20 protein-coding genes and 2 pseudogenes are annotated in these 26,090 nt (G+C 60.7%); 10 read left to right on the forward strand and 12 right to left on the reverse strand.

What is annotated here, in order from left to right; genetic code table 11:
- Positions 1–31: 31 nt before the first annotated feature.
- From KIO76_RS23625 to KIO76_RS23640, 4 genes are read left to right on the forward strand one after another with little or no spacing between them, the layout of a single operon-like run.
- Positions 32–1,621, forward strand: coding sequence for an ABC transporter substrate-binding protein (locus tag KIO76_RS23625; protein ID WP_213326032.1), 1,590 nt, complete (start codon positions 32–34; stop codon positions 1,619–1,621).
- Positions 1,622–1,677: 56 nt separating this feature from the next.
- Positions 1,678–2,598 carry an ABC transporter permease gene (locus tag KIO76_RS23630; protein WP_213326033.1) on the forward strand — a complete coding sequence of 307 codons (921 nt, stop codon included), beginning with the start codon at positions 1,678–1,680 and terminating at the stop codon, positions 2,596–2,598.
- On the forward strand, positions 2,595–3,524 hold the full coding sequence (locus KIO76_RS23635) for an ABC transporter permease (protein ID WP_213326034.1): 930 nt from the start codon (positions 2,595–2,597) through the stop codon (positions 3,522–3,524). The genes KIO76_RS23630 and KIO76_RS23635 overlap by 4 nt, the downstream gene beginning before the upstream one ends.
- 10 nt (positions 3,525–3,534) lie before the next feature.
- Positions 3,535–4,566 (forward strand): LysR family transcriptional regulator, encoded by a 1,032-nt coding sequence (locus KIO76_RS23640; RefSeq protein ID WP_213326035.1) that lies wholly within the window; start codon positions 3,535–3,537, stop codon positions 4,564–4,566.
- Positions 4,567–4,995: 429 nt separating this feature from the next.
- Here the strand turns inward: KIO76_RS23640 and KIO76_RS23645 are convergent.
- Both KIO76_RS23645 and KIO76_RS23650 read right to left on the reverse strand, forming a co-directional pair.
- Positions 4,996–5,688 (reverse strand): annotated as a pseudogene (locus KIO76_RS23645) (transposase family protein); the annotation flags it as partial.
- 1,102 nt (positions 5,689–6,790) lie between these two features.
- Complete coding sequence (locus KIO76_RS23650; RefSeq protein ID WP_213326037.1) at positions 6,791–7,531, reverse strand: sulfite exporter TauE/SafE family protein; 741 nt, start codon at positions 7,529–7,531, stop codon at positions 6,791–6,793.
- A gap of 47 nt (positions 7,532–7,578) precedes the next feature.
- Here KIO76_RS23650 and KIO76_RS31660 point away from each other — a divergent pair, with 47 nt between their 5' ends.
- The 5 genes and pseudogenes from KIO76_RS31660 to aac(6') form a co-directional block, all read left to right on the forward strand.
- Positions 7,579–8,016: an alkyl sulfatase dimerization domain-containing protein gene (locus tag KIO76_RS31660; RefSeq protein WP_291976675.1), complete on the forward strand. Its 438-nt coding sequence runs from the start codon at positions 7,579–7,581 to the stop codon at positions 8,014–8,016.
- A 611-nt stretch (positions 8,017–8,627) separates the two neighbouring features.
- Positions 8,628–9,836 carry a BaiN/RdsA family NAD(P)/FAD-dependent oxidoreductase gene (locus KIO76_RS23660; protein ID WP_213326038.1) on the forward strand — a complete coding sequence of 403 codons (1,209 nt, stop codon included), beginning with the start codon at positions 8,628–8,630 and terminating at the stop codon, positions 9,834–9,836.
- Positions 9,837–10,716: 880 nt separating this feature from the next.
- Complete coding sequence (locus tag KIO76_RS23665) at positions 10,717–11,241, forward strand: Imm21 family immunity protein (protein WP_213326039.1); 525 nt, start codon at positions 10,717–10,719, stop codon at positions 11,239–11,241.
- Between the two features lie 18 nt (positions 11,242–11,259).
- On the forward strand, positions 11,260–11,466 hold the full coding sequence (locus KIO76_RS23670) for a hypothetical protein (protein ID WP_213326040.1): 207 nt from the start codon (positions 11,260–11,262) through the stop codon (positions 11,464–11,466).
- Positions 11,451–11,761, forward strand: a pseudogene (gene aac(6') / locus KIO76_RS23675) (aminoglycoside 6'-N-acetyltransferase); the annotation flags it as partial. The gene KIO76_RS23670 and the pseudogene aac(6'), both read left to right, overlap by 16 nt.
- Before the next feature lie 295 nt (positions 11,762–12,056).
- Here aac(6') and KIO76_RS23680 read toward each other — a convergent pair.
- From KIO76_RS23680 to KIO76_RS23695, 4 genes are read right to left on the reverse strand one after another with little or no spacing between them, the layout of a single operon-like run.
- Complete coding sequence (locus KIO76_RS23680; RefSeq protein WP_213326041.1) at positions 12,057–13,310, reverse strand: aminotransferase class III-fold pyridoxal phosphate-dependent enzyme; 1,254 nt, start codon at positions 13,308–13,310, stop codon at positions 12,057–12,059.
- 6 nt (positions 13,311–13,316) lie between these two features.
- Positions 13,317–15,434 (reverse strand): ABC transporter permease, encoded by a 2,118-nt coding sequence (locus KIO76_RS23685; protein ID WP_213326042.1) that lies wholly within the window; start codon positions 15,432–15,434, stop codon positions 13,317–13,319.
- Positions 15,431–16,546: an ABC transporter ATP-binding protein gene (locus KIO76_RS31665; RefSeq protein ID WP_349629424.1), complete on the reverse strand. Its 1,116-nt coding sequence runs from the start codon at positions 16,544–16,546 to the stop codon at positions 15,431–15,433. Before KIO76_RS31665 ends, KIO76_RS23685 begins: the two co-directional genes overlap by 4 nt.
- 14 nt (positions 16,547–16,560) lie before the next feature.
- The gene (locus KIO76_RS23695; protein ID WP_249730014.1) at positions 16,561–17,526 is read right to left on the reverse strand and encodes an extracellular solute-binding protein; all 966 of its coding nucleotides are present in this window, start codon (positions 17,524–17,526) and stop codon (positions 16,561–16,563) included.
- Positions 17,527–17,620: 94 nt separating this feature from the next.
- On the opposite strand from KIO76_RS23695, the gene KIO76_RS23700 reads away from it, so the two are divergent.
- Positions 17,621–18,514: a LysR family transcriptional regulator gene (locus KIO76_RS23700; RefSeq protein WP_213326043.1), complete on the forward strand. Its 894-nt coding sequence runs from the start codon at positions 17,621–17,623 to the stop codon at positions 18,512–18,514.
- Positions 18,515–18,748: 234 nt separating this feature from the next.
- On the opposite strand, the gene KIO76_RS23705 is transcribed toward KIO76_RS23700, so the two are convergent.
- Genes KIO76_RS23705 through KIO76_RS23730 form a run of 6 tightly spaced genes read right to left on the reverse strand, consistent with a single transcriptional unit; the run spans position 18,749 to position 25,846 of the window.
- On the reverse strand, positions 18,749–19,159 hold the full coding sequence (locus tag KIO76_RS23705) for a DUF3830 family protein (protein ID WP_213326044.1): 411 nt from the start codon (positions 19,157–19,159) through the stop codon (positions 18,749–18,751).
- Positions 19,156–20,589, reverse strand: a complete 1,434-nt coding sequence (gene hydA, locus KIO76_RS23710; protein ID WP_213326045.1) for a dihydropyrimidinase — start codon at positions 20,587–20,589, stop codon at positions 19,156–19,158. Before hydA ends, KIO76_RS23705 begins: the two co-directional genes overlap by 4 nt.
- Positions 20,590–20,597: 8 nt before the next feature.
- The gene (locus tag KIO76_RS23715) at positions 20,598–21,326 is read right to left on the reverse strand and encodes an amino acid ABC transporter ATP-binding protein (protein WP_213326046.1); all 729 of its coding nucleotides are present in this window, start codon (positions 21,324–21,326) and stop codon (positions 20,598–20,600) included.
- Positions 21,326–24,226: an FAD-dependent oxidoreductase gene (locus KIO76_RS23720; protein WP_213326047.1), complete on the reverse strand. Its 2,901-nt coding sequence runs from the start codon at positions 24,224–24,226 to the stop codon at positions 21,326–21,328. The genes KIO76_RS23715 and KIO76_RS23720 overlap by 1 nt, the downstream gene beginning before the upstream one ends.
- Positions 24,227–24,240: 14 nt before the next feature.
- Positions 24,241–25,131, reverse strand: a complete 891-nt coding sequence (locus KIO76_RS23725) for a dihydrodipicolinate synthase family protein (RefSeq protein ID WP_213326048.1) — start codon at positions 25,129–25,131, stop codon at positions 24,241–24,243.
- A 22-nt stretch (positions 25,132–25,153) separates the two neighbouring features.
- On the reverse strand, positions 25,154–25,846 hold the full coding sequence (locus tag KIO76_RS23730; RefSeq protein WP_213326049.1) for an amino acid ABC transporter permease: 693 nt from the start codon (positions 25,844–25,846) through the stop codon (positions 25,154–25,156).
- Positions 25,847–26,090 lie beyond the last annotated feature (244 nt).

Below are 26,090 nucleotides of genomic sequence, written 5' to 3' on the forward strand. Positions count from 1 at the left end.
TGGACGCCTGACCCTCGGGGCATCGAAGATCGTGTCGGATCCGCAGAAAAACAAGCAATTGCCGAGGGGCCGAATCCAGATAAGGGAGTACTGTTCGATGCCGAAGTCTTATTTTCGCCGGCTGCTTTTAGCAGGTATGGGCGCGATGATCCTATCCAATGGCGCGGCCCTGGCGAGCAAGAAGGACGACACGCTCGTTCTCGCCTGGGAGCGCGATCTCCAATCATTGGACTACTACAACGTGTTGGAAAGCACCGGCCTCACCCTAGCCATCAATGTCTGGGACATGCTTCTCTATGTCGACATCGATTCGGGCCAATTCAAGCCGCTTTTGGCCGAGAGCTGGAGCTGGGAGAGCCCGACGGAGCTGCGCTTCAAACTGAGGCAGGGGGTCACGTTTCACAATGGTGAACCGTTCAATGCCGATGATGTCGTCTACACGATATCTATGGTGACCAACAAGGAAAGCAAGGTCATCAATCAGCAGATGGTCGCGTGGATAGATCGCGCCGAGAAAATTGATGATTATACTGTTTCTATATTTTTGAAAAAGCCTTTCGCTGCTGCGCTCGAGTATCTGGCCACGGGTGTTCCAATTTATCCCAATGAGTATCATGCCAAGGTTGGTGCGGCTGGAATGGCCAAAGCCCCCATCGGCACGGGCCCTTACAAGGTGAAGTCCTTTGAGGCGGGCAAGCAGTACACCCTGGAGAAGAACACGAATTATTTCGATGGAAGCCCGAAAGGCGAGCCGAAGGTCGGGACCGTCGTCGTACAGACCCTTAAAGACGAGCAACTTCGTATCGCGGAGCTGATGAGCGGCCGTGCCGACCTCCTTTGGCAGGTCCCGCTTGATCAGGCGCAACAGATGGGCGACATGCCCAATCTCGTCTTCAGCCCTGTGGGCACGATGCGGACCCAGTTCCTGCTTCTCGAGCCACGAGGCATGGCCGGGCCGCATCCTCTCACCGACCTGAAAGTGCGGCAGGCCGTCGCCCATGCTATCAACCGCGATGCTATCGTGAAGAACCTTCTCAGCAAGGGGTCAGAGGTCACGAATCTCGTCTGCCACCAGGGGCAGTTTGGCTGCGCTTCCGATTTCGCGGGCTACACTTACGATCCCGCTAAGGCCAAGGCTCTGCTCGCCGAAGCTGGATATCCCAACGGCTTCGACATCGACATATGGGAGACGACGGATCGGTTCCTCTCGGAAGCAATCATTGGTGATCTCAGGGCGGTTGGCATTAATGCGAAACTTCGCACCGTGGTCTGGCCGGCCATGTATGACGCCTGGACGGCGGGGCAGGCGAAAATGGCGCAAACGTCGACAACACACTGGTCGATAAAGGACGTTTCGATCACGATGAGTGCCTATTTCGGGGGGAACCCGCAAGATATCGCGAAGGACCCCGCCGTGCATGAGTTGATCGTCAAAGCGAATGCCTCGCTTGACCAGGCGGAGCGCAAGGCTCTTTACTCGCAGGCGATAGGTCGCATTGTTGAAAACCTCTACTGGGTGCCATTATGGAACAAAAGCAATAACTATGTACATAGCGCCGATCTCAAGTTCTCTGGCTCATTTGACGAAATCATCCGTTTCTATGATGTCTCTTGGAAATGAAGAAGCCATGTAATACTGGTCTATGCTCTCAGTAACCCTAGACAACGGATTGTACAATGCGGAGCTACGCGCTAAAGCGCCTGTTTTTAGCTCTTCTGGTGGCAATAGCGGTATCCATCATCAGCTTCTCTTTGCTGCGTTTGACGGGTGATGCCGCGGTTGCCATAGCCGGTGTGAGCGCCAGCCCCGAGGCGATCGAGGCGGTGCGCAGGCAATACGGCCTCGATCAGCCCTTGGTGATCCAGTACTTGGCCTGGCTCGGGCGGGCGCTGACGGGAGATCTCGGCGTGTCGTATTTCTTTAATACGCCGGTGGTGGACATTCTGGCGAAGCATTTGCCGGTAACGCTATTTCTTGGTGCCTGCGCCATTGCCCTTGCGATCGTCACGGCCGTGCCGCTCGGCATTCTCTCCGGACTGCGGCCGAACTCATGGGTTGATCGGGTTGCTCTGTTGATCGCAGTCGCTGGTCAGGCGTTACCCTCGTTTTGGCTCGCGCTCATGTTCATCCTCTACCTCGGTGTTCAGCTGCGTTGGCTGCCGATTTCAGGCGACGAGAGCTGGAAGCATTTCGTTCTGCCTTCCATTGTGCTTGCCTATTATGCGATGCCAGCGCTCATGCGGATGACAAGAGCCGGATTGATCGAGGTCATGGGGGCGGACTACGTGCGCACCGCCCGTGCGAAAGGGCTTTCGCAGACCGCTATCGTCTTCAGGCATGCCCTGCGCAACGCCATCATACCGGTTGTTGCCCTTGCCGCGGTTCAGTTCGGCTTCATGCTGGGGGGCTCTATCGTCGTGGAGACAGTCTTTGCGCTGCATGGCGTTGGATATCTGGCCTGGGAATCCATTCAGCGCGCAGATATTCCCGTTATCCAGTCGATTGTTCTTGTGATGGCTACGATCTTCGTTGGCTTGAACCTGTTGGCGGATCTCGCCAACGCCCTGCTTAATCCGCGTCTTAGGAGCGGCCGATGACTGTTCCGATTGCGCGCGATGTTGGCTCGGTCGAGGCGGCAGGCAGGCGATTGTTCAGACCGAGTCTGCAAATTCTTCCTAAGCGCTTCCGCCGCATTACAGCCAATCTCGCGTTGTTCACGGGTCTGGCGGTCCTGATCCTAATTGTCTTCATCGCAATCTTTGCCCCCTTGCTGGCGACCGCGGACCCCTACGCGCAGGATGTGTCGCGACGCATGCTACCTCCTATCTGGCATACCAAAGGCAGTTGGGAGCATGTTCTTGGCACCGATCAGCTCGGACGAGATTACTATTCCCGCTTGATCTACGGTGCGCGGATATCGCTTGCGATCGGCTTTGGAACCGCCATCGCCTCCGGCGCGATTGGTATTACGCTTGGCGCGCTCGCGGGATATTTCGGCGGCTGGTTTGATGAGATGATCTCCTTCTTCGTCTCAGTGCGGCTGGCGATACCCGTGATCCTTGTTGCGTTGTCCGTCGCCGCGCTGGCGGGCAGCTCCTTGACAATCGTGATTGCGACGCTCGGCCTCCTGCTGTGGGACCGTTTTGCGGTTGTCACACGCAGTCTATTCTTGCAATTGCGAGAGCAGGAGTACGTGGCAGCCGCCCACGCTATTGGCTTTTCCACATCCTGGATCATATTCAGGGAGATCCTGCCGAACGCCCGAAACGCGCTGATTGTGGTTGCGACGCTGGAGATGGCTCACGCCATCCTGCTTGAAGCCGCGCTCTCCTTTCTCGGCCTTGGCGTGTTACCGCCTGCCCCATCTTGGGGGTTGATGATATCGGAGGGGAAAAAGTTCATGTTCTTTAGTCCTTGGGTCATCGCGCTCCCCGGGACAGCGTTGTTTATTCTGGTTCTCGCGATCAATCTGTTTGGAGACGGATTGCGCGACATGAGCGAACTGAAGGCTCGCGCCGATTGATCATGAGCCCATGGTCACACCTTTTTTGCCGGAATGCTTGAAAGGCGATCAGCACGGTGTCAGCTTAGACCGCTGTCCGTTATGGTGTATGCGATTGTGGATGCGAGTGGTCGCATCATCGGCTGACGGTCGAAGGCTAGCAAAATCTGCGATCATGAACTCAAGGCAATTGGAAGTCTTTCGGGCCATAATGCACTATGGAACGCTGACGCGGGCGGCTCAGGAACTCAATGTGTCGCAGTCGGCCCTCAGTCAGGTGCTGCTCCGTATGGAGGACCAAATCGGCCTCCTATTCCTGCGCGAGAAAGGGCGGCTCATCCCTACGGCGCTCGCTGAGCTGCTTTATCCGGAGGTGGACAGGGTCTTCGGTGAAATACAAAACCTTCGCAATCTCACCGAGGAGATCAGGTTAGGGCGGATGGCACCCGTGCGGGTCTCGTCGTCCGCACCCCTCCTCATGTCGTTTCTTCCTCCGCTGAAGCACGCCATTCGCGAAAGCGGTCTAGGTGTCGAGCTTGTCGCGGACGTGCACGGAGTAGGCGTGATCTTCGACAAGGTCGCGGCGGGTGCGGCAGAGATTGGCCTGACCATGATTCCATCGTCCTCGCCAAAATTGCGGACAGAGGTGGTGGGCGAAACCGAGATGGTATGCTTGTTGCCAACAGACCATCGCCTGACCGGCCGAGATACGGTCGATATCACGGATCTCAGAGGCGAAGCGTTGATATCCTACCGTCGCGATAATGATTTCGGCGTTATTCTCGCGAAGGTTTACGCGGAAAGCGGGTCTACCTTTAGGCCGGATATAGAAATTGATGTGTCGATGACATCCGTCATCTTCGTGCAACAAGCGCTTGGTGTGGCGGTTGTAGAGGGGGCGTCTCCTTGGAGCGCGTTCTCCGGCGTAACTGTTAGACCGTTTCGTCCAAAAGTATATCTTCCCATATGTATAATCACTAGCGCATTTCGACTGCCAACGAGGAGTCAGGTATTGATTGAAAATAATCTGAGGCAAATAAGCCAAGCTCGATACAATTTTTAGGATAAAATTCAGAGAATTTAACAATTGCGCAGTCATTCTCATCACATAACCGCGTAATTTTTTTATATGGTAGCGCGACGGTGCGGCCAAGCCACTCATTACAGGAAGCGACGGCTGGTCCTTTTTTCTGGAAACCTTTCCCCGTCCATCTATGAGAACCTGAGAGGGCGAAGGTTTTCATGTCGAAGCTGCTCATAGAGAAGTCATTGTCATCTCCTGCCGCCGGACGTCATCCTTTCGTTCTCCCGTGTACAGCAGATGTTGCAACCGTTTGAAATGTCTCAGGCCGCAGCAATTTAGAAATGTCACAGGGCGCTACGGAGCCTCTGCCGGGGCTGTGGAGAGCCCATGTTTTGCAGCAGCGCCGGCAGAGGCGGTGCGATCGGTGGCTTTCGCCGCGAAATGACGATCGACGAAGGAGATCTGACCTCGACGTCCTTTCAGCCGAGGCGTGTAGCCGCCGGCTTCGCTGTGCGTTTTGGGTGGCGCCGGTCTGATCTCGTCCTGGCGCGCTTTGACCCAGGCCAGAGCTTCGACAGGCGCTTGTTCTCGATGATCGCCGTGTGCGTGACCCGCTGCTTCTTATCGAAGACGCGATACGGCAGCGTGACACCTTTCCAGCGCACCTCAAGCCGACCGTCAGGAAACTCGTAGGTCTCGACATATTTGCCTGCTAAACCAGCGGTCAGCGTTGTCTCGTCGAGAAAAATCCCCTTGCTGTCGTAGGATAGAGCCAGTTGCTGTGTGACATAACGCTGCTCTCGCCAAGCCAAAATCGTATCAAGCTGCGCGGGATTACGTTCCAGCGGACGATGCAGATCATTCGGGCGAAGCGGAGCTGAAGCAAAGCGCTCGTTGAAGCGCGTGATGAAGTTTGGAATATAGACGTTTGCCACCTCGATCGTCGAAATCCCTTCGAGGCGCAGCTCCTTCACGAGACGGTCCTGCAGGGTCCGATTTACCCGCTCCACCCGCCCTTTGCCCTGGCTCGAGTTCGCGCACAGGATCTTGATGCTGAAGCTCGCTCAAAGCGCGCCCGAACTGCGTCATGCCCTGACCGCCCTGAGCCTGAGACTGCGACACACGAAAGATCGAGTTCTTGTCGGAATAGAAGGCGAGGGGGCGCGCCGAAATGCAAGACCCTCCGCTGCCGGAGCCGGTAACAGCTATGTAGGCGCGGTGACGCCCCCGGAACGCCCCGGGCGCTGCCGAGGACCTGGTCAATCGGCTCGGCACGCCCCATCCGCTACGGTTCCGACCGCTATCGGGCTCATGGACTTTCAGCGTCGTGGCGCTCAGATGAGAGGCTGTGGAGGAACAGCCAACAGATCGTCGCTGGCTCGGCGGCTTCCGTAGACCGTCCCATTGGTGACTCCGCATCTGTGGTCGTAGCCCCGCGTCCTTCTCTGGTCAGCAGGTTGCCTCACCGCCGCTGGCGCATCGCGCGGGCAAGGAAGTTGCCTCTATTTCGCCCTCAACACCTACATGCAAGCCAAGGGAGTCGCCTGATTGCCGTCCAGAACTTCTTCATCATCACCGCCGATCAGCGCACGACTTGATGGCCATGAACAGCCCGAACGCGGCAATCATTCCGCGCCATCGACAACACGCCGCGGCATTGGGATCAACCTCAAACCCGATGCGACCGGCTCGGCGGCGGCGACGCCGTTGACCTTATCGGCAAGTTCGCCGGGCCAAAGCGGATTGTCGACGATGCGGACTATCAGAACTACGTGCCGGACATGATTGCCTGTCTGCTCGATCTGCCCTACGCGCTGCTCGAGGCGGAGACGATCTTCGTGCCCGTCACGGATTGAACCACCGCGCTCAACATTTAACTTCCGCCCTCTTGGCGAGCGACGGTGCAAGCATCCGAGCCGCCTATTGATATTTAAAAGCCCCCGGTCGCCTTGCTTGGGGGCGGAGAGACGACCGGGGACACCCGGAAGCGAAAGCTCGACGGGCGCGGTTAATGAGCGGTCAATTGGGGCAGAAGTGGGGAATTCCCCGAAGATTGTTTGTGGAATAACTGCCGTAGCGCGGCTCTTTGCCCGGAGACATCAATGAAAAATTTGCTGATCGTGGCGCTCATCGCCGTGGCTATCATCGGCCGGGGCCGGTTTGGCTTGTCCAGCAAGGTTGTCGGGCAAGAAATTGATTGAGATGGACCGCGGACGCGACCAACGCGTCGGTGAACGCCCCACCAAGGCTCGGATCGCTAGCGCTAAGCATAATAAAAAACCAGGGCCAGCCCAACGCAAACGACAAATATTCGCAATATCTGTGGGTTCACACGCCGCGCCAACCGCCCCCCGAGCATCCCTCCAGCAACCGCACCCAGAAAGACCACCGCCGCCGGCCCCCACGCAACAGCGCCGCTGGCAGCGAAGATGAGTATTGCAATGGAGGTGGCGAGCGTCGCCAAGCCGTTCTTCACTACGTTGAGACGGGCGATTTCTTCGCCCTCCGTGATCGTCAGCACCGCGAGCAGCATCACGCCCAGGCCAGCTCCGAAAAAGCCACCGTAAAGAGCAACCACTCCCTCGAACAGGGCTGCCGGGCCATCGGCTGTTCGGATGCCGCGCCGTGTGAGCCAGCGGTTGAGCGCGGGGCCGACCGCAAAGAGTATGGTCGCGAAAAGCAAGAGCCAAGGAACGAGGGCGCGAAACAAGGCGTCACCGGAAACCAGCAGCAAGCCCGCTCCAGCAGCCGAAGCAAAGGCGAAGATCGCAATTCTGCCCGGACGTCGGCCCAAGTCGTCCCGCAGCACTCGTCCTTCGCCTATCAGGCCAGCGGCGTGACCAGGCCAGATTGAGATCGCGCTAGTCGCCCCAGCGCTAACCGGCGGTAATCCGATGGTCAACAGCGCTGGAAAGATGAAGAACGTTCCGCCGCCGGCGATGGCGTTGCAAAGCCCACCGAGAAGTCCGGCGCTCGCCAGCAATCCAATGTCCCAAAGTTCCATCCGCCACTCTCATTACAGCTTGGCTCCATTTCGCGCGAGCAGCTGAGGTGCCTGGGTCATTTGGTCAGCGCACATCTGCTTCGTCGCGTCAGATCGATAGCTATCAAACGGGCAGCACAATCTTCAAGTCGATCGATGATATCACTCCGATCGAGAGCGCCTTTTTCGCACAACGCATCATCAGGAACCAGGCGGCTAAGAACCTCGAGGCAGATGCGCTCGAGCAGCTCGGCTATCAAGCCGGATCCGAACCTTGGCGCAATTTTTATCTGACGGGAGCTCAGGAGCTGCGCAAGGGCTTGGCCAAGCGGGCTACCCCAAAAACAGTAAGCCAAGATACAGTACGGGCGATGTCAGTCGAAATGTTCCTTGATTATCTCGGGGTGCGACTGAACGCGGAAAAGGCCGACAATGCCAAAGATCTTATAAACGTGGATCTCAGTAACGACGGCACGTATTTCCTCGAGCTTGAGAATGGGTGCTGAACCACACAAAAGGTAAGGTTGACAAGGCCGACGCGACAGTGACCCTATCGCGGGACACCCGACGCATGGTGCCAGCGCAACATGAAGGGCGTGTCCCTGCTCTGTCGGGCTGGCGTTAGCGGGTGAGTTGCGCAAGAGGCGACAATTGTTGCCCGCCCACCGTACTTAGAAGCGCTCTATCTATGGTCGACAGGATGCGCCCGTTACTCCAATTGATAGGCCACAACTAAATTTGTCGGAGGTCAGGCGGCGCGCTATCACTTCAGATGGTGTGGCTTCTCTATTTCACGGAGAGCTGTAAAAATGGCGGAAAGCGGACTGGCAGGTTTCGGGCGGCTCTGGGGCGAGAGCAGACTCCATCGGGGAACGGGATGCGTCGGAAATGCGCACGCAGCGGCAGCGCCTTGGAGACTGCATCCTCCCCAATGTGCAAAATGATGGGTTCGGCCATGATCCAGTAGGAATTGTTATCGCTAGCGATTGCGTACTATAGCCCTTTGCTGTTCACGTTTCTTTTCGATCCGAGTGCCTGCGAGATAAAATCACGATGTTCCAGATAACTACGATGCTGGCCTTATTGGTGCATCGGGCACGGGCAAGTGCTGCGTTCCATGCAGCCTGAAACCTTCGACACCGTCATCCTCGGCGCGGGCGCGGCGGGCATGATGTGCGCGATCCATGCCGCTGCGCGCGGCGGCCGCGTGCTGGTGGTGGATCATGCGAAGGCGCCCGGCGAAAAGATCCGCATTTCCGGCGGCGGCCGTTGCAATTTCACCAATATCGGGACAAGCGCGAAGAACTTCATCTCCGGCAACCTGCATTTCTCCAAGTCGGCCCTTGGTCGCTACACGCAGCACGATTTCATCGCGCTCGTCGAAAAACACGGCATCGCCTGGCACGAGAAGACGCTCGGCCAGCTCTTCTGCGACACTTCGGCGAAGCAGATTATTTCGATGCTTCTGGACGAGATGAACCAGGTCGGGTGCGAATTGCGCTTGAGAACCATGCTCGAATCAATCGAGCGCGACGTGAGCGGCTTTACCGTCACGCTCGGCGGCGACCGGGCGGCGAAAATCCGCTGCCGGCATTTCGTCGTCGCCTGCGGCGGCAAGTCGATTCCGAAAATGGGTGCGACCGGCCTTGGCTATCAGATCGCGGAAAAATTCGCACTCGCCATCACCGAGACGCGCCCTGCGCTCGTCCCGCTCACCTTCGGCGAGGACGTGCTCGCCGGTTTTAGAGATATGGCGGGGGTCGCGGCTAACGCGCGCGTGTCCTGCGGCAGAACGTCGTTCGAGGAAGCATTGCTCTTCACGCATCGCGGTCTCTCAGGGCCGGTGATCCTGCAAATCTCGTCCTATTGGCGCGAAAGGCAGCCGATCCGCATCGCTTTTTTGCCCGGCGACAACGTCAGTGCCTCGCTTGTCTCGGCCAAGCGCGAGAACGGCCGCCGCGCGATCTCGACGGTACTCAGCGACATCCTGCCCAAACGTCTTGCCACCCATCTCGCCGAGATCCATGGCTGGGCCGGACCGATCGGCGAGGCGAGCGATAGAAAACTCGCCGCCATCGCCGCGGCTCTTCAAAATTGGGAGGTGTTTCCGATCGGCTCGGAAGGCTACCGCACAGCCGAGGTGACGCTTGGTGGCGTCGACACGGACGGGCTGAATTCGCGGACGATGGAAGCCAAAGCCGTCGGGGGGCTCTATTTCATCGGCGAGGTGGTCGATGTCACCGGCTGGCTCGGCGGCTACAATTTCCAGTGGGCGTGGTCGTCCGGCTGGGCGGCAGGCACGGCGATTTCGGAACGGGCCGCATGAACGACGCGCTCACCGAACCTCTCGCCATTGCAGTCACTGCTCGGTATCTTGGCGTCGAGGTAGAGGATGCGCTGCTCTTGGGCGGAACGAACTGAAATCTGAATTCGAGCGGTTATCTGTGTCATCGCGGATGACCGCTTCGACGCACAGGATATGTTGCCTGCCTGCCGGCTTGGGGACGCGAGCGGAAAGACGCGAGGTGGCTAGGCAATATGCGTGGTTGCGGCGCGAGCGCCTGGATTGAGAGATAAGTGGGTCGGCCGGCGATCGGACGTCCTTACCCGTCTGATTTCCTTAGATTCCTTCTCAAAGGGGAATTCGCACCACCATACCCATGCTGGGTCGGGAGGGATCTCCCCGAGGCATGCCCGACCCTAGCGCAAATGCCCCTAGGAGCCGTAGTGGGGCACGGTCATCTTCCATCTGTGGGTCTGTTGGACCTATAAATAGGGCTGCTGCAAGATAGGTGAAGTTGAGAGTCATTCAGACAGCCGCCACCACCGAGGCTTCCGTATCGGTTTTGCACTCAAGCCGCCGGCCTCGTCAGCAATTCTCATAAACTCGCATCGCGCTCTCTCGCAATGCCCGATCGTAACTTCATCCTCATCGCTGCGGACCGCGATCAGGTAGTGAATCGGCGTGCCTTGCTTGACGACGAACTCCTGCACTGCCACCCGGTGATCGACCTCCGGTGGAATCTCTTCCAACACAAGCAAGGACCTGTTGTCAGGCTGGACAAGCGTCGGGGAGATTGGGTCACCGATCACCAGCCCCCCACTTCCCTCAACCCACCGGGAATCCACAGAGCTACTATCCTCATTGCTTAGACTGCAGTAATAGGCAGGGTGGATTACTCTCAGGATATAAGAGGAGATGAAAAATGCTGGAATGGATAGTTAGCGGTGGCGGGCCACTATTGTGCATACCCGTTGGATTGGCACCATTATGGAAAGGTATCTCAGGAAATTCCAGTCATGCAACTGACACGCATGAGATAAATGACTATGAAAGGGCATGCCGTATAAAAGATTTCGTCGGAGACGTGGAGGTTGATACAGGAAAAGCTTTGGTTCTTGGAGACGAGCCTTTGGAGACGGCGATTTGCAAATTAGCGTCTCAGGAGATTGTTATTATCAGGATGTACTATTGCGAGAATAATGTAGATTATTCCTGTTTGATAGAATTTATTTCGCGCATGGATTTTAGCAGCCCTCTCGAGAAATTTGAATATTCTCATCCCGGCGGGAAACTGTTGATCTTCGATTCTGCGTACGCGGGTGCAAGTAGCGACCTGAAGTTTATCGATTTTTGGCTAGGCGCGGGGCGTTTCAATATAGGAACTCAAGTGGCGCAGCCGGACGAGGAGACTAAGGCTCTCGTTCATAAGTTCACAAAATCGGTCTAGCAACTACGGATAACAACCATGCCCGCCCAACCCTTCACCGCACAGATGTACAATGCCTTCCTCGGGCGTGCGCCTGAGCCGAATGGCTATGCCTGGTGGGTCTCCCTCTATCGCACCATGACCGAGACCGCCTTCATCAATGCCTGGGCGGCAACGCCCGAGGCCAAGGCCCTCAAGGTGCCTTCTTCTCCGGCGATAAGTCTGCTGCGGCCTTTATGGCGGTAGAAGCCGGAGACTTGCTCGGGTTTGCTGAAGTAAGCTTATGCCGTGACTACGTGAACGGGTGCGACTCGTCGCCTGTTGCTTTTCTCGAAGGCATATATGTGGCTCCCGCCTTCCGCCGCCGAGGGATAGCAAGGGCACTCTGCGAAGCTGTGGAAGAATGGGTCTGGCAGCAGGCTGCTCCGAATTTGCGTCGGATACTTCAACGGAGAACGAGGCCACCCAAGAGCTTCATATGTCTCTGGGATTCGAGGAAACGGAGCGCGTCGTCTTTTTTAGGAAGCGGCTGAATGGTTAGCGGCCTCGCGGCAATCCGAGTTGTTTCCTCTGTCAGTGCCATACGTTCCTCAGCCGGGCGCTACTATCGACAGATACGGCGCACGGACCGTGCGATATGTATCCTACGTAGGTCCACCATTTGATACAGGCGGTATAGAACGAGAGTGTAAGGCATTTGGGCCTGCAAGATGTGAGGTGGTGAGCCGGGTGAAGTAAGGACAGGATATGCGGCTCCAGCCTAAGGAGGTCCCGGAGGCGCGGTCGAGTAGCGTTCTCACGGGGGCGCAGCCCACTGCCGTGATATCAACGCGCGTTCAGTTGTCTTGCTTCCTCTGAATTGTCTCGGCCGCCCTCTGGACGGCTCCAAAGATCAGATCGAGCTCGGCATCGCTCACGGTCATGGGCAGAGAAAATCCGACGCTGTCGTTGTCCTTGGCAGTCGTCGAGAGACCCGCCTCCATGAAGGCGCGGACGAGATCGGCCGCAAATTCAGGGCCCGACTGGACACCGCACATCGTCGCGTCGAATTCGAGCGCGAGCAACAGCCCCACCCCGCGAACCCCCCGAACTACGGGCATGAAGCGGGCGAGCTCGCCGACCCTCAACCTGATCCGCTGTTCCAAGTGGGCTGCCCGCTCCACCAGCCTGTCGCGTTCGATGATCTCGATCGTGGTCAGGGCGGCAAGTGTCGTCAACGGGTTCTTCTCATGCGTGTAGTGGCCGAGGTCAAGTTCTGGTGCGATGTTGAGCCGCGCATCGGCGATGACGGCGGCAATCGGCAGCACGCCGCCGCCCAGCGCCTTGCCCAGCACCACCGCATCCGGCACAGCGCCGACATGCGCGAAGGCGAAGAAGCGGCCAGTCTTGCCCAGCCCTGTGGGAATCTCATCGAAGATGAGAAGCGCGCCGTGGCGGTCGCAAAGCCCGCGAACCTCGGCCCAGAGGCCGGGCGGAGGCATGTGGCAGTTCGAGCGGATAGGCTCTGCCACGACGGCGGCGATGCCGTCTTGCGACTGTTCGAAGGCGGCGCGCATTTCCGCCAGCATGCGTCGCGCTCCATCAGGCGCCCAATACGGCGTGACATGGCGTCGTCCCGGCAGAAACGGGCCGAGACGCGGATCAGGCCTTGCCTTCGAGAGGCCGAAGCTGCCGAAGCCGTGTCCGTGGTACGAACCTTCGAGCGAGATCGTCTCATGCCGGCCGGTCGTGACGCGGGCCAGTTTCAGGGCGATCTCGATCGCATCGGAGCCGCCTGTGGCGAACAGCACTCTAGCGGGCGCTCCCGGCCAGCGCGCGAGCAGTTTCTCGGCAAGCGCAACGGCCGGCTCGTTGGTGTAGCGGCGCGGCGAGAAGGGTAGCGTGTCGAGCTGACGCTTCAACGCCGCGACGATCTCGGGATGGCGATAGCCGACATGATGGGCAGTATTGCCGTGCAGGTCGATGACGCGCCGCCCGTCGACGTCCTCGAGCCAGATGCCCTCGACGGCGCGTAGAGCCGAGAGGCAGGGGCTCGAACCCTTCTGGTGGAAGAATGCGGCGGCGTCGCGCGAGACGAGATCCAAAGACATGGGCAGCTACCGGGCAACAGAGGAGGGAAGGCTGGGCAGGACTGGCCGCTGGCGGGACCGCCCGGCCGTCTCGCGGCGACGCTCGAGCAATCGCGCCAAGCCGATGCCACCAAGGGCGAAGGCAAGCAGAACGAGGCTCTTGGCGGCGGCATAGCCGTACTCGCCAGAGTTGGCGTGGTTGAAGATCGCGACCGAGGCGAGCTTGTGGTTGCCCGAGACCAGGAAGATCACCGAGGAGAGCGTCGTCAGCGCGTCGATGAAGACGTAGAGCGTGCCGAGCAGCAACGCGGGCAGCAAGATCGGCAGGGTGACTTTGAAGAGGCGTGATACCAGCCCCGCGCCAAGGCTTTCGGCGGCCTCGTCGATGGAGCGGTCGACACGCTGGAGCGCGGCACGCGCGGCGAGCACACCGACGAAGATGTTCGAGAACAGGATGTTGATGATGAGGATCGCCGAGGTTCCGGTCAGCGACAGCGCGGGTATGCCGAAAGGGACGTTGAAGGCGACGATATAGCCGATGCCGAAGATGATGCCGGGCAGGATTGCCGGAACCAGCACCAAGAAGACGATGAGATTGGCCCCTGGGGGCCGCAGACGCTCGACGACATAGGCGATCACCACGGCGAAGAGACCGCCTATCGGACCGGCGATGATGCCGACCCCCAGGCTGTCCCAGACCAGCCCCAGCCCGCGCTCCGAGCTGCCATAGCCCGTTCCGGCGAGGCCGATCCTGACGCCTTCAGCGCTGAAGTAGCCGAGCGTCAAGCTCCAGTCGGTGCCCCAGACCTTGGTCACCGCGCCGAGCGCCATGGTGCCGTAGACCGCAAAGATCAGTGCCGAGACAACGCCTGCGATCGTCGTCAAGCCAATGCGCCAGGCGCGCGGCACGGTGAACTCGGAGCGTCCCGCGACGCTCGCGCTCGTATAGCCCTTGCGCCGCCCGATGAGTTCGAGGCCCAGATAGAGGATCAGCGAGGGAATGATCAGCCAGACGCACAGCGCCGCTGCCAGGGGCGTGTTCCGATAGGCCGTGATCTCGTCATAGATGACGCCGGCGAGCACGGGCGTATCGCGGCCGAGGATCATCGGGTTGCCGAAATCGGTCAGGCTCATGATGAAGACCAGCACGATCGCTCGCTTGGTCGCGGGCCAGGCGAGCGGCAGCGTCACATGCCGGAAGGTCGTGAAGTGGCCGGCGCCCAGGCTGGCGGCCGCCTCGTCGACACGTCCGTCCTGCCGTCGCAGGATGTTGTCGAAGATGATCAGCGCCGCCGGCATGAAGGAGAGCATCTGCGCCAGCACGACACCGAGCAGACCGTAGAGATTGGTCTCGTCAGCGTCGATCAGCCCCAGGCCTCGGTCAAGCACCGTATGCGTGACCAGCCCGCGGCGGCCGAACAGCATGACCGTGGCCGTGGCGACCAGCACGGGCGGGGCGACCAGCGGCATCAGAAAAACGCCTCGCAGCGCAGCCGGCCAAGGCACGCCGCCGCCATTGATGCCGTAGGCGAGCGCGAAGGCGAGCGGCACGGTGAACAGAACCGACAGGGCAGCGAGCGACAGGCTGTTGAGCCCGGCGCTGCGCAGATATGAATCCTGGAAGAGCTTGAGATAGTGGTCGAAACCCCAGCGCGATTCACTGCCGTTGCGCAGCGTGTCGAAGCCCTGTTGATCAATCAGGCTCTTGACCCTGAACGCTAGCGCTGTCCGCTTATGCAGCATCACATGGGCGAGGATCTGGTTTTCCGTGACCAGTTCCCGATCCTGCGCAGAGAGCGCTGCAAGCGCGCTCTCCATCGCCCGCGCTTGATCTGAATAGGGCGCTTTCCGGTCCCATGACGGCGCGATGCCGGCGAGCTGGAACGCGGCTGCGGTCGCCTCGACGCGCTCGGCCTCCGTCGCGGTTTCGCCCCAGCGCTTGACGAGCGCCGTGCTCTCCTGTGCCGGCAGCCGGTCGAGCGCGTTGGCAGTGACAGCCTTGAGGCGCTCCGGCGGCATCGGACCCGCGATCACGAAGCTCTCGACAAGGACGGCGCCGATCGGCACGCCGATGAAGACGATCAGCAGCAGCGCTACGCCGCCGCTGACGAGCGCGCGCGGGGCCGCGCGAAGAAATCGCGTCATGGCGAGATCCGGCGCGGGATCACCGTCGCTCGCTGCGGATCCGGCGCGAGCGTGATAGGCGTGCCACGCGCACCGAACGGCTCCGCCAAATGCGACGGACAATCCACGATCACGGTCCGTCCGGATTCGAGCGCGACGGTGAGGCGAACCAGCGCGCCGAGGAAGGCCGAGCTTGCGATGCGCCCGGCAAGCCCTTCGCGCTTGGCGGTGATCGCGACATGTTCGGGCCGGAAAACGGCGGTCACGAGTTCTCCCCCCTCGATGCCCGCCGGCAAAGCGGCGGGCCAGAACTCGCCATAGGCATCGATGCCGCCGCGGACGGCATGGCCCTCAACGAGATTGGAGATGCCGACGAATTGCGCGACGAAGGCAGAGGATGGCCGGTGGTAGATCTCGGTCGGCGTGCCGATCTGCTCAATGCGGCCGTTGCGCATCACGGCGACCCGATCGGAGAGAGCAAGCGCCTCCTCCTGATCATGCGTCACATAGAGCGTGGTGATGCCGAGCTTGTCGATAAGCATGCGTAGCTCATTGCGCAGCTTGACCCGGATGCGCGCATCCAGCGCCGACATCGGCTCGTCGAGCAGCAGCACCTCGGGGTCGGAGGCGAGCGCGCGCGCCAGCGCAACGCGCTGCTGCTGCCCTCCGGACAACTGGTGCGGATAGTTTTCGAGCAGCCTCTCGAGCTCGATCAGCCGCGCGAGCTCGGAAATCCGCCGGTCGCGCTCGGCTCGGCTGCGCCCGGCGATCGCAAGGGCGAAGCCGATATTCTCCGCAACGGTCTTAGTCGGGAACAATGCATAGGACTGGAACACGAAGCCCATGCGCCGTCGGGCAGGGTCCCTGTCCGTGAGGTCCTGGCCGGAGCGCATCACTCGCCCGCCATCCGGCCGCACGAAACCGGCGATGATCCTGAGCAGCGTAGTCTTGCCGCAGCCGGAATCGCCCAGCAGCGTGACGAACTCGCCCTTGCCGAGATCCAGCGAGACGCCGTCGACGGCACGCACCGGTCCGCCATAGGATTTGACGATATCGCGCACCGCCAGATGCGAGCGGTCGGTCGCGAGGACCGGCTGCCTGAGATCCGCAAGTTGGTCCGCAATGATGCTCACGGCCCGCTGGTCCGTTACTGCTTGAGGATGCGGCTGGCGAATTCACGCCGGAAGGCAGTCATGTCGACCGGACGACGCATCTGCCAGAGCGCGATCTCGTTAAGATCGACAAGGCCGTAACCCGGCACCGCCGTCGCTCCGACCACCTTGCCGAGCACGGCGGCAGCCTCGTCGCTCGCCATGAAGTCGAGGAAGATCTTGGCCTCGACCGGGTTAGGCCCCCCGGCAACCAGGCCGCCACCTTCGGTGACGTTAGGGGTGATGCGGCCATAAACGATCTCGACCGGCTTGCCGGCGGCTTTGGTCTCGAAGCATGTGGTGTCGAAGGTCAGGCCGATCGCGACCTCTCCCGCCCCCGCGAGCTGCGCGCCGCCGGAGCCGCCATCCGAGTACTGATAGACATTCTCGTTCAGGTTCTCGACGAAGGGCCAGCCGAAAGCATCGACGAAGGTCGTCAGGATTGCGCCGCCGGTCCCCGACTTCAGCGGAGAAGGCAGCGAGATCTCCTTGCGATAGACCGGCTTGATCAGGTCCTCCCAGGTAGCCGGCATGGGCAGTCCCTTCTGCGCCAGCCGCTCCTTGTTGACGACCATGCACATCGTCGTCGCGAAGTACTTGCTGTAGAAGCCGTCCTCGTCGCGGAAAGCGGGGAGGATCTTCGAGCCTTTGGGCTCGTATGGCTCGAACACCCCCGCCTGCTTGAGCTGGTCAAGCGCGACATTGTTGACGAGATAGACGATATCCGCCTGCGGCTTGCCCTTTTCGGCGATCGCGCGCTCGGCGATCGGCCCTGTCGAGCCGGAGACGAATTTCACCTCGATGTCCGGGTGCTTCTTCTTGAACGCGCCGACCAGCGCGCTGTTGACGCTGTCGGAGGCATTGTAGATCACGACCTCCTTGGCGAGCGCGGCACCGCCCGCCAGCATGAATGCAGCGGAGGCGAAGAGGCGCGCGATCATCGTGTTCGTGAGGCTGGGCATCGAATGCTCCATCGCTTCGGGCTGTTCGTTGTGATATAAGTGTCGCTAAATTGTGTGACAGCGAAATGAAGCATCACTTATTTTTGGCCTTGCGATGAATCTTGCCCAGCTCCGTGCCTTCAACGCTGTCGCGAACCACCGCACCTTTTCGGCCGCCGCACAGGCGCTCGGCGTCAGTCAGTCGGCGATCACGCAGCATGTGAAATCCCTGGAGGACTCCGTCGGAGCGCGTCTCTTCCTGCGCATGGCGGGTGGCGTCGAGCTGACTGCAGATGCGCGCGATCTTCTCCCGAAGGTGCGTCAGGCAATTCTCATGCTCGATGACATCTCTGCGCGGATGAGCGACGGCCGGAGCCTCGCGACCGGCCATCTCGCGATCGGTCTCTGCGCGCCGTATGTGGCGATGCCGATGCTGGAGCGCTTCACTGCCGAGCATCCCGGCATCCAGCTTGAGGTCCGGCTGGAGAATTCGAGCAGCCTGCTCGAACTCGTCGCGCAGCACCGCGTCGACATCGCCATTGCGACGCTCAGGGCGCCACACCCGGATTTCGCTTGCGACTTCGTGGTTGACCAGCGTGTGGAGATTCTGGTGCACGCCGACCATCCCTGGTGGAACCGCCGGCGGGTCGAGACGTGGGAACTTGTCGGCCAGCGCCTTGTCACGCGTGAGGCCGGCTCCATGACCCGCCACCTTTTCGAGGAGGCCATGGCGGCGCGTAACATCGAGCTGCCGCCGCACCTCATCCTCGGCAGCCGGGAAGCCGTCAAGGAAGCGGTTGCCGCCGGTATCGGCATCGGGATCGTGCTTGATCAGGAGCGGGGCTTAGACCCCCGGCTGAGGTCGATCACCGTGTCCGATCTCGATATCTCCGCTGGTGAGTACATCGTGACGCGGCGCGAGACTCGCGGCCTCGGCAGCGTCGCTGCCTTCCTTGCCATTGCCAATGAGATCGCCAAATTCAAGACGGGGCAGGTGTGCGGCCCTTGAGTGTTCCGAGCCTGCGCCCCGGATCGTAAGTGTGACGAAAGCAGTGAGGCCGCCGGAGCTGGTCGAGGTTCCTCGGTCGGCGGGGGCCTAGCTACGCGCCGAACAAGCGTCTATCCGAAAAACAGGCTGATGGAGGCTAACTTGTTCTTCAGGTTGGCGTCTCCCTTTTCCACGGGCGAGAGCTTCTGGCAATTGGATGCTACAGCGCTCGGCCGCAGGGACCGGCCGAATTCGTCAGGTCTGTTCAAAGCGAATTTCTTGCGCGCCTTCCCACAGCACCTTTTTGCCAAGCTCCGGGAGCTTGTCGAGGTTCGAAGTCAGCGTGATGAAATGATTGCCGGCGAGTTGGCCCATCTTGGACGAGAAGTCGACGGCGCCGTAGGCGAGCAGGATTTCGGTCTCGCTGATACCGCCCGGATAGAGCAGGATCTGCCCCGGAGCAGGGTGACTGGTGTGGTTCTCGTAACCGACGCCGAAGTTGAAATCTCCCAATGGGATCCAGACACCTTCGCCTGACCAGCGTACATGCACGATCTTGCCTTCAAACGGCATGCGCTCGAGAAACGCCTTGGAGGTTTTCGGCGCTCTTTCTGTTTCCAGCACCGCGTCGAAGACGAATGGGCCGGCGGTCACCTTCATTTTCATGCTTGCGTTTCCAATGCGGCTTGCTGCGAATGGTGTGCACGGGTGCGGGCCGAGCGGTAGTCACCGTCGCCCTTTCTGCCAACAAGTTCGCCGTCCCGGACCATCGTCTTGCCGCGCAGAATCACGGTCGTCGGCCAGCCGGTGATTTCCACTCCCTCGTAAGGCGAATAGTCGGCGCCATCGTGCAGGTCGGCATGGCGGATCGTGCGGTTGACGGACGGGTCCCAGATCGCAATGTCTGCGTCCGAGCCTACCGCAATAGTGCCCTTTTCCGGATAAAGGCCGTAGATCTTGGCGTGATTGGTCGCCGTCAGGGCCACGAAACGTGTCAGGTCGATGCGTCCTTTCATGACACCTTCCGAGAACAGAATCGGCAGACGCGTCTCGACGCCGGGAATGCCGTTCGGGATATGCCTGAAGCTTTCGCGGCCCTTCGGGAACTTCTTGCCACGTTCATCATCATATTTGAACGGGCAATGGTCCGACGAGAACAGTTGGAACACCTCCGTCTCGATGCCGCGCCAGCATTCTTCTTGCGCGCCCTTGTCTCGGGGAGGGGGGGAGCAGACGAATTTTGCGCCTTCCCAATCCATGCCATCGAGATCATCAGCCGTCAGCATAAGATATTGCGGGCAGGTCTCGCCATAAACTTTAAGGCCGCGGGAGCGGGCGCGGGAAATCTCATCCGCCGCCTGACCGTTCGAGACGTGCACGATGACAATCGGCACATCCGCGATTTCGGCGAGCGTCAGCGCGCGGTGAGTGGCTTCGCGCTCGACGGCGACAGGGCGCGTCGAGGCATGCGCGCGGGGCGCGACATCGCCGGCGGCTTCGTGACGCGCGATCAAGAAGCGGATGGCGTCCTCGTTCTCGCAGTGGATCATGACGGTTGAGCCAGTCGAGCGGGCAACATCGAGCGTCTTCAGGATCTCGGCATCGTTGAGGCGCAGTCCCTCGTAGGTCATGAAGACCTTGAAGGAGGCGTAGCCATCGGCCGCAAGCGCGGGAAGTTCCTGGCCGAGCAGCGCATCCGTCGGGTTGGAGATGATCAAGTGGAAGCTGAGATCGGTGTAGGAATTCCCCCTGGCAAGTTCATGATAGGCATTCAACGTCTCACGCATCGGCCGGTCTTTTTCCTGCAAGCAGAACGGCATGATGGTCGTATTGCCGCCAAAGACCGCCGACAGTGTTCCGCTTTCAAAGTCATCGGCCATCGAGATGCCGTCCCCTGACGGCTGCGAGATGTGCACGTGGCTGTCGATGCCGCCTGGCAGGACGTATTTGCCGATCGCGTCGATGATTTCACAGTCACCGCTGAGGCGTTCGCCAATCTGCACGATCTTGCCGCCGCGAATGCCAATGTCGGCTTTAAAGATATCCGACGCCGTCGCGATCGTTCCGCCTTTGATGATAAGGTCGAAAGGGCTCATGGTCGCTCTCAGTGATGGAGGATCTTGCCGAGGAAAGTTTCGGTGCGCGGGTTGTGGCGATTATTGAAGAACTCCTCCGTCGGACGGTCCTCGACGATTTCGCCCTGATCGATGAAGACCATGCGCGTGGCGACCCGGCGGGCAAAACCCATCTCATGAGTGACGACCATCATCGTCATGCCTTCGCGGGCGAGCGTCGTCATGACGTCCAATACCTCTGAGATCATTTCCGGGTCGAGCGCCGAGGTGGGCTCGTCAAACAGCATCGCTTTGGGGTTCATCGCGAGCGCCCGCGCGATAGCGACGCGCTGCTGCTGGCCGCCCGAAAGCTGGCTTGGAAACTTCTTGGAGTGATCACTCATGCCGACGCGGTCCAGAAGGGCAGCGGCGCTCGTCTTCGCCATGTTTTCGCTGCGGCCAAGCACGATGCGCTGCGCCAGCATGATGTTCTCATCGATGCGCAGATGCGGGAATAGCTCGAAATTCTGGAACACCATGCCAACGCGCGTGCGCAATTCTGGCAGGTTGGTCCGCGGGTCGTTGACCTCAATTCCATCGACTTTGATTGAGCCTTGATCGATAGGCTCCAGCGCATTGACGCATTTGATGAGGGTCGACTTTCCGGAGCCCGACGGTCCGCATACGACCACCACTTCGCCCTTGGCAACGTGGGTCGAGCAGTTCTTGAGAACGGTGAAATTGCCGTAAGTCTTGGTCACGTCGGTGATTTCGATCATCATCGGTCTCCACAAAACCGGCGGATGGAATAGGGGGCCAGGTCGCGGTCGGGATCGCGACCGCACACGAGATCTGCCGTGAGCTGGCCGACAATCGGACCCAGCGTAAAACCGTTGGATGTGACGGCGTTGAAGAAGCCCGGCATCGCCGGGTGCTCGCCCAGGATCGGTGCGCCGTCGATATTGATGTTCATCGCTGCCCAGCTGCGGATGAGGTGCAGCTTGCGCAAACCTGGCACGACATGCTGCGCGACCCAGAGATTGCCTTCGAGGCTGGAAAACATCGGGCGCGGATGGCTGTGCACAGGATCAAGTCCTGCTGTCCAACCGCCGCCAATCAGGAAGTTCCCATTGGCCGCCTGTTTGAGGGTCAGATGGCGATCGGCATGTGCGACGAGATGCGAGATTGCGGGGGCCGCCGCTTCGGTCACCGCCATCTGCAACGGCGCTCCGAACACTGGCACGTTGAGGCCGAGCATCGCGCCGATCCGCGCGGCGAAAGCCCCGGCGGCATTGACGATCTTGCCCGCGCGGATCTTGCCGCGCGACGTCGTCACCAGGAAACGGCCATTGTCGCTCGCGATGGACAACACCTCCGTCCGGTCGAACACGCGGGCACCGGCGGCGATCGCCCCGTCGAAGACGTGTCGCGTTGCGACCAGCGGATTGATCTTGCCTTCCTGCGGGCAATAGGCCGCGCCGATCAACGAGGGCGACAGGGAAGGCTCGAGACGCTCCAAGTCGGCCTTGCCGATCACGTTGCATTCCACGCCGCTTTCGCGCTCAACGCGGGTCTTTTCCTCCAGGAAGCGCATATGTGCTTCGGTCTCGGCGACCATCAGGCCGCCGGTGATCGTCATCTCAAAGTCACGGCCCAGTTCCTGCTCCAGTCTCTGCCAGAGAAGGATCGAATCGCGCTGCAGCGGAAGGGTGCGGGCGGCGGCGCCTCCTCCCCCTTCGGCGCGCGCGCCATGGTCGAAGGAAAGAAGCTGCGCGTGGAGGCTTCCCGCATTGCCGCCGGAGGCGAGACCGCCGGGGAAGCCGCGCTCCAGTACGATGACATCCTCCCCGTTGCGGGCCAGGAAGAGCGCCGTCGAGAGACCGGCGATCCCCGCGCCGATAATCAGGGTTGCGGTATCGTTGACAGGCAGCGGCTCGGGATTGGCGAGCGGTGGGCGCTCCGGCAGGAGGGCGCGCTTGTGGCCACCCCATTCCGGCTTCTCCACGGCAATAGCCGAGATGGGGATGGGTCGCAGGGGCATCTGCGGCGCGAGCAAGCCGTTCGTCTCGCTGGCGGGCAGTCCTACCAGCCTGGTCATCGTGCGGGCGCAATAGCGGCTCTGACACCGACCCATACCCGCGCGCGTCAGTCGCTTGAGCGTAGCGATGTCTCGGGGGCCGGCAGCGACGGTTGTCTTGAGCTGCCCTGCCAGAACGCTCTCGCAGCGGCAGGCGACAGCCGCGTCCGGCAGGTCCATTTCAGGCCTCGCAGGGGCAAACAGCCTCCAAAGCGCCGCCTGGAACGATGTTGCGCGCGCGAGCTTGCGCGACGCGGCCTCGTCTTTCTCGACCTTGAAGCCAAGCTTTGCCGCGACAGCCAATCCGGCGAGACGGCCTGCTGCCATCGCCACATGGGCACCCGCGAAACGTACCGCTTCCCCGACAATATGCACGTTCCGCAGTGAGCTCTCGCCATCGATGCGGCAAACCGCCTTCAGCGCTCCGGTCTCAGTGACGGTGTGGGCGCATCCGAGCAGCCGCGACAACTCATTAGACGGGGTGAAGTCGCCGCCGAGAAGAACGGTGTCGACATCGATGGTCGTCCTGCCCTTGGGACCGGATACGGTAACGGCGCTGACACGCCCGTCTTCGCCGTGGATTTCATTGACCTCAGATTGCCACGCGACGCGCACCCCTGCCTGCCGCAGCCAGGCAAGCTCCTTCATGCCCTTCATCGCAAGGGCCGGATCATGCCGCAGCAAGGCGGCAGCTTCGAACGGCCGGGTCCATGGCGCAGCCGCGCGCTCGACGAGCTGGATCACCGTGCCGCCTGCCCGGATGATCTCCGCTGCGATCTGGATGTTGAGCGGGCCGTTTCCGGCGACAAGCACGCGCTTGCCGGGAAGCGTGGCGTAGCTCCGCAGAAGCGTCTGCGCCGCACCCGCGGTCATGACGCCAGGAAGCGTCCAGCCGGGAACCGGGGCCGGCCGCTCGAAGGCACCTGTGCCGATCACCAGCATTCTGGGATGGCAATAGAACGCGCGCTCCGGGCCAAGGCAGGCGATAACGGGCAAGCCGTCATCATCAAGCGAGGCGCCCCAGACGGTGACGCCGCCGAGAAGCGTAACGCCCAGATCCGCGGCCTTCGCGACCAGCGCCGCGCCATCCCTGGACTGCTGGTCGCCCGACAAGGCATGGCGAGCGGCGTTGGTGTTGGGCTGCTTGTAGAACTGGCCGCCGGCAGAGTGGCGTTCATCGACGATCGTCACCGAAGCACCAGCAGAGGCAGCGGCGATGGCGGCGGAGAGGCCCGATGGGCCCGCGCCGATGACGAGCAAATCCATTGCCACCCGGTCAGGCCCTGGAGGGACGGGGCGAAGATCGGCGAGCATGTCGGATCTAAGGTCGGGGCGTGCGTGCTGGCGCTCGATCCGCATGCCTTCGGCGACAGGCGTCATGCAGGAGCGCTGGCTGGTGCGTCCGTCGATGGTGACAAGACAGTCGTGGCACACGCCCATGCCGCAGAAGAGGCCACGCCTGTTAGAGGCAACGTCGGTCGAGAAATCCGGGCGGCCAAGCGCGGTGAGGGCAGCGGCGACGGACAGGCCTGGTTCGACCTCGTGCGCCACACCATCCATGTAGACAGTTGCCCTGGCTTCTTGTCGCGTTGGAGCCGGCATCGTTCTGATCCTGATCAGATCAAAAATCGGAGGTTGAACCGCTCGACGAGCGCCTTCATGGCCGCCTCCTGCTCTGCCGCCAGCTTCAGGCGTGGTGGCAGTGGGTTTCCGGCGGCAAAGCCCATGTGACTGAGGAGTGATTTGGAACCTGCAACATACGCCTGACCGCCGACCGCCGAGATGATTGGCAACCACTCGAGATAAAGCTCACGCGCCTCGTCGTATTTCTGCTCGTCGGCGACCAGCTCGAAGATCCGCGCCATCGGGCCCGGCGCGACGTTGGAGGCGACGGCGACCCAGCCCTGAGCGCCCATGACGAAGGATTCGTAGCCGAGGATGCCGCCAAAGGGCGTCATGTTTTCACCCGCGAGGCGAACGATGTCGCGAATGCGAGTGACTTCAAGCGTTGATTCCTTGACGTAATCGCAGCCCTTGATCTCGGCGATGCGGGCCAGCAGTTCCGGCTTCATGTCGACATTCGAGGTGGCCGGATTGTTGTAGACCATGATCGGGATCGAGATCGCCTCAGCGATGGTGCGGTAATGCTGCACGAGCTCGTCATCGGTCGGGGTCGAATAAAAAGGCGGGATGATCATCACGCCATCGGCGCCGAATGCTTCCGCCTTCTTGCTCAGACGGGCGGCCTGGCGCGTATCCTCGTGACCCGTGCCGATCAGGACGGGGAGGCGTCCTGCCGCGGTATCAATGACGGTGCGGGCGACCGCATCCCAGTCTTCTTCCGAAAGGGAGAGAAACTCGCCGGTCGAGCCGAGCGGGATCAGGCCATGAATGCCCTGGTCGATCTGCCAGTTGGTGAAGTCAGCAAGAGCAGCAAGATTAGCGCGGCCATCAGCGTCGACCGGGGTGATCATCACGGTAAAGACGCCGCGAAAGTTCTTAGTCATGCATGTTTTCCTTGTCTGACGTTCAGCGCTTCTGGGACAGGGCCGCAGTGGCTGTCGATTGTCCGAAGCGCCGCTCGATCCGCCGCTGGACGAAGTCCCATGCGGTGGTGAGCAGGAGGTAGTAGAGGGCGGCAACGGCAAACAGCTCGAGCACCATGAACTTCTCCTGAATGAGGATCTGCGTCCGGCGCAGCAACTCCTCCATGGAGATGACCGAGGTCACTGAGGTGGTCTTGAGGAGCCCGTTGACCGAGTTTCCGAGCGGCGGGATGATCACCTTGAAGGCCTGTGGAATCACGATGTGACGCATGATCTTGGGTTCGGTCATGCCGAGCGCGCGGGCGGCGCGTGACTGACCTTCGGGCACCGCTTCGATGCCGGCACGGATGATTTCCGCAAGATAGGCCGCCTCGTTCAGAGCAAGGCCGATCAGGGCCGCTTCCACGACGGAGAAGCGAATACCGAGCTGGGGCAGGGCGGTATAGATCACGATCAGCTGCACCAGAAGCGGGGTACCGCGGAACAACCAGATGTAGAACCACGCGATACTGCGAAGTATGGCCACCTTCGAAAGGCGCATCAGCGCTATGACGAAGCCGATAATCAGCCCGGAAACCAGCGAAACGCAGGTCAGCCATATGGTCGTATAGACCCCGCCAAGGATGAAGGGGTTAAAGAGATAATCAAAAAAGCCGGACCAGCTCCAAATTGACATCGCGAAGCCTTTCAAGCCTTAGGGAGTTGGCGCCAGCCGGGCGCCGGCGCGGGGGGGTTACTTTACGTGAGCGACTCCAAGCGAAGCTGCTTGGGTCTCCGACCCCCACTGTGTGTTCACTTCCAGGCATCTGCGCATGTCGGGACTTCCGCTGAACACGCCGCCGGCGGCGATCACGCCCGGCGTCCCGGCCGCAAGGTCAGAAAACATCGCGGGAACTCGGCGCCGACGCATGCAGGTGTCT

The organism is Chelatococcus sp. YT9 (genome assembly GCF_018398315.1).
Lineage (GTDB): Bacteria > Pseudomonadota > Alphaproteobacteria > Rhizobiales > Beijerinckiaceae > Chelatococcus.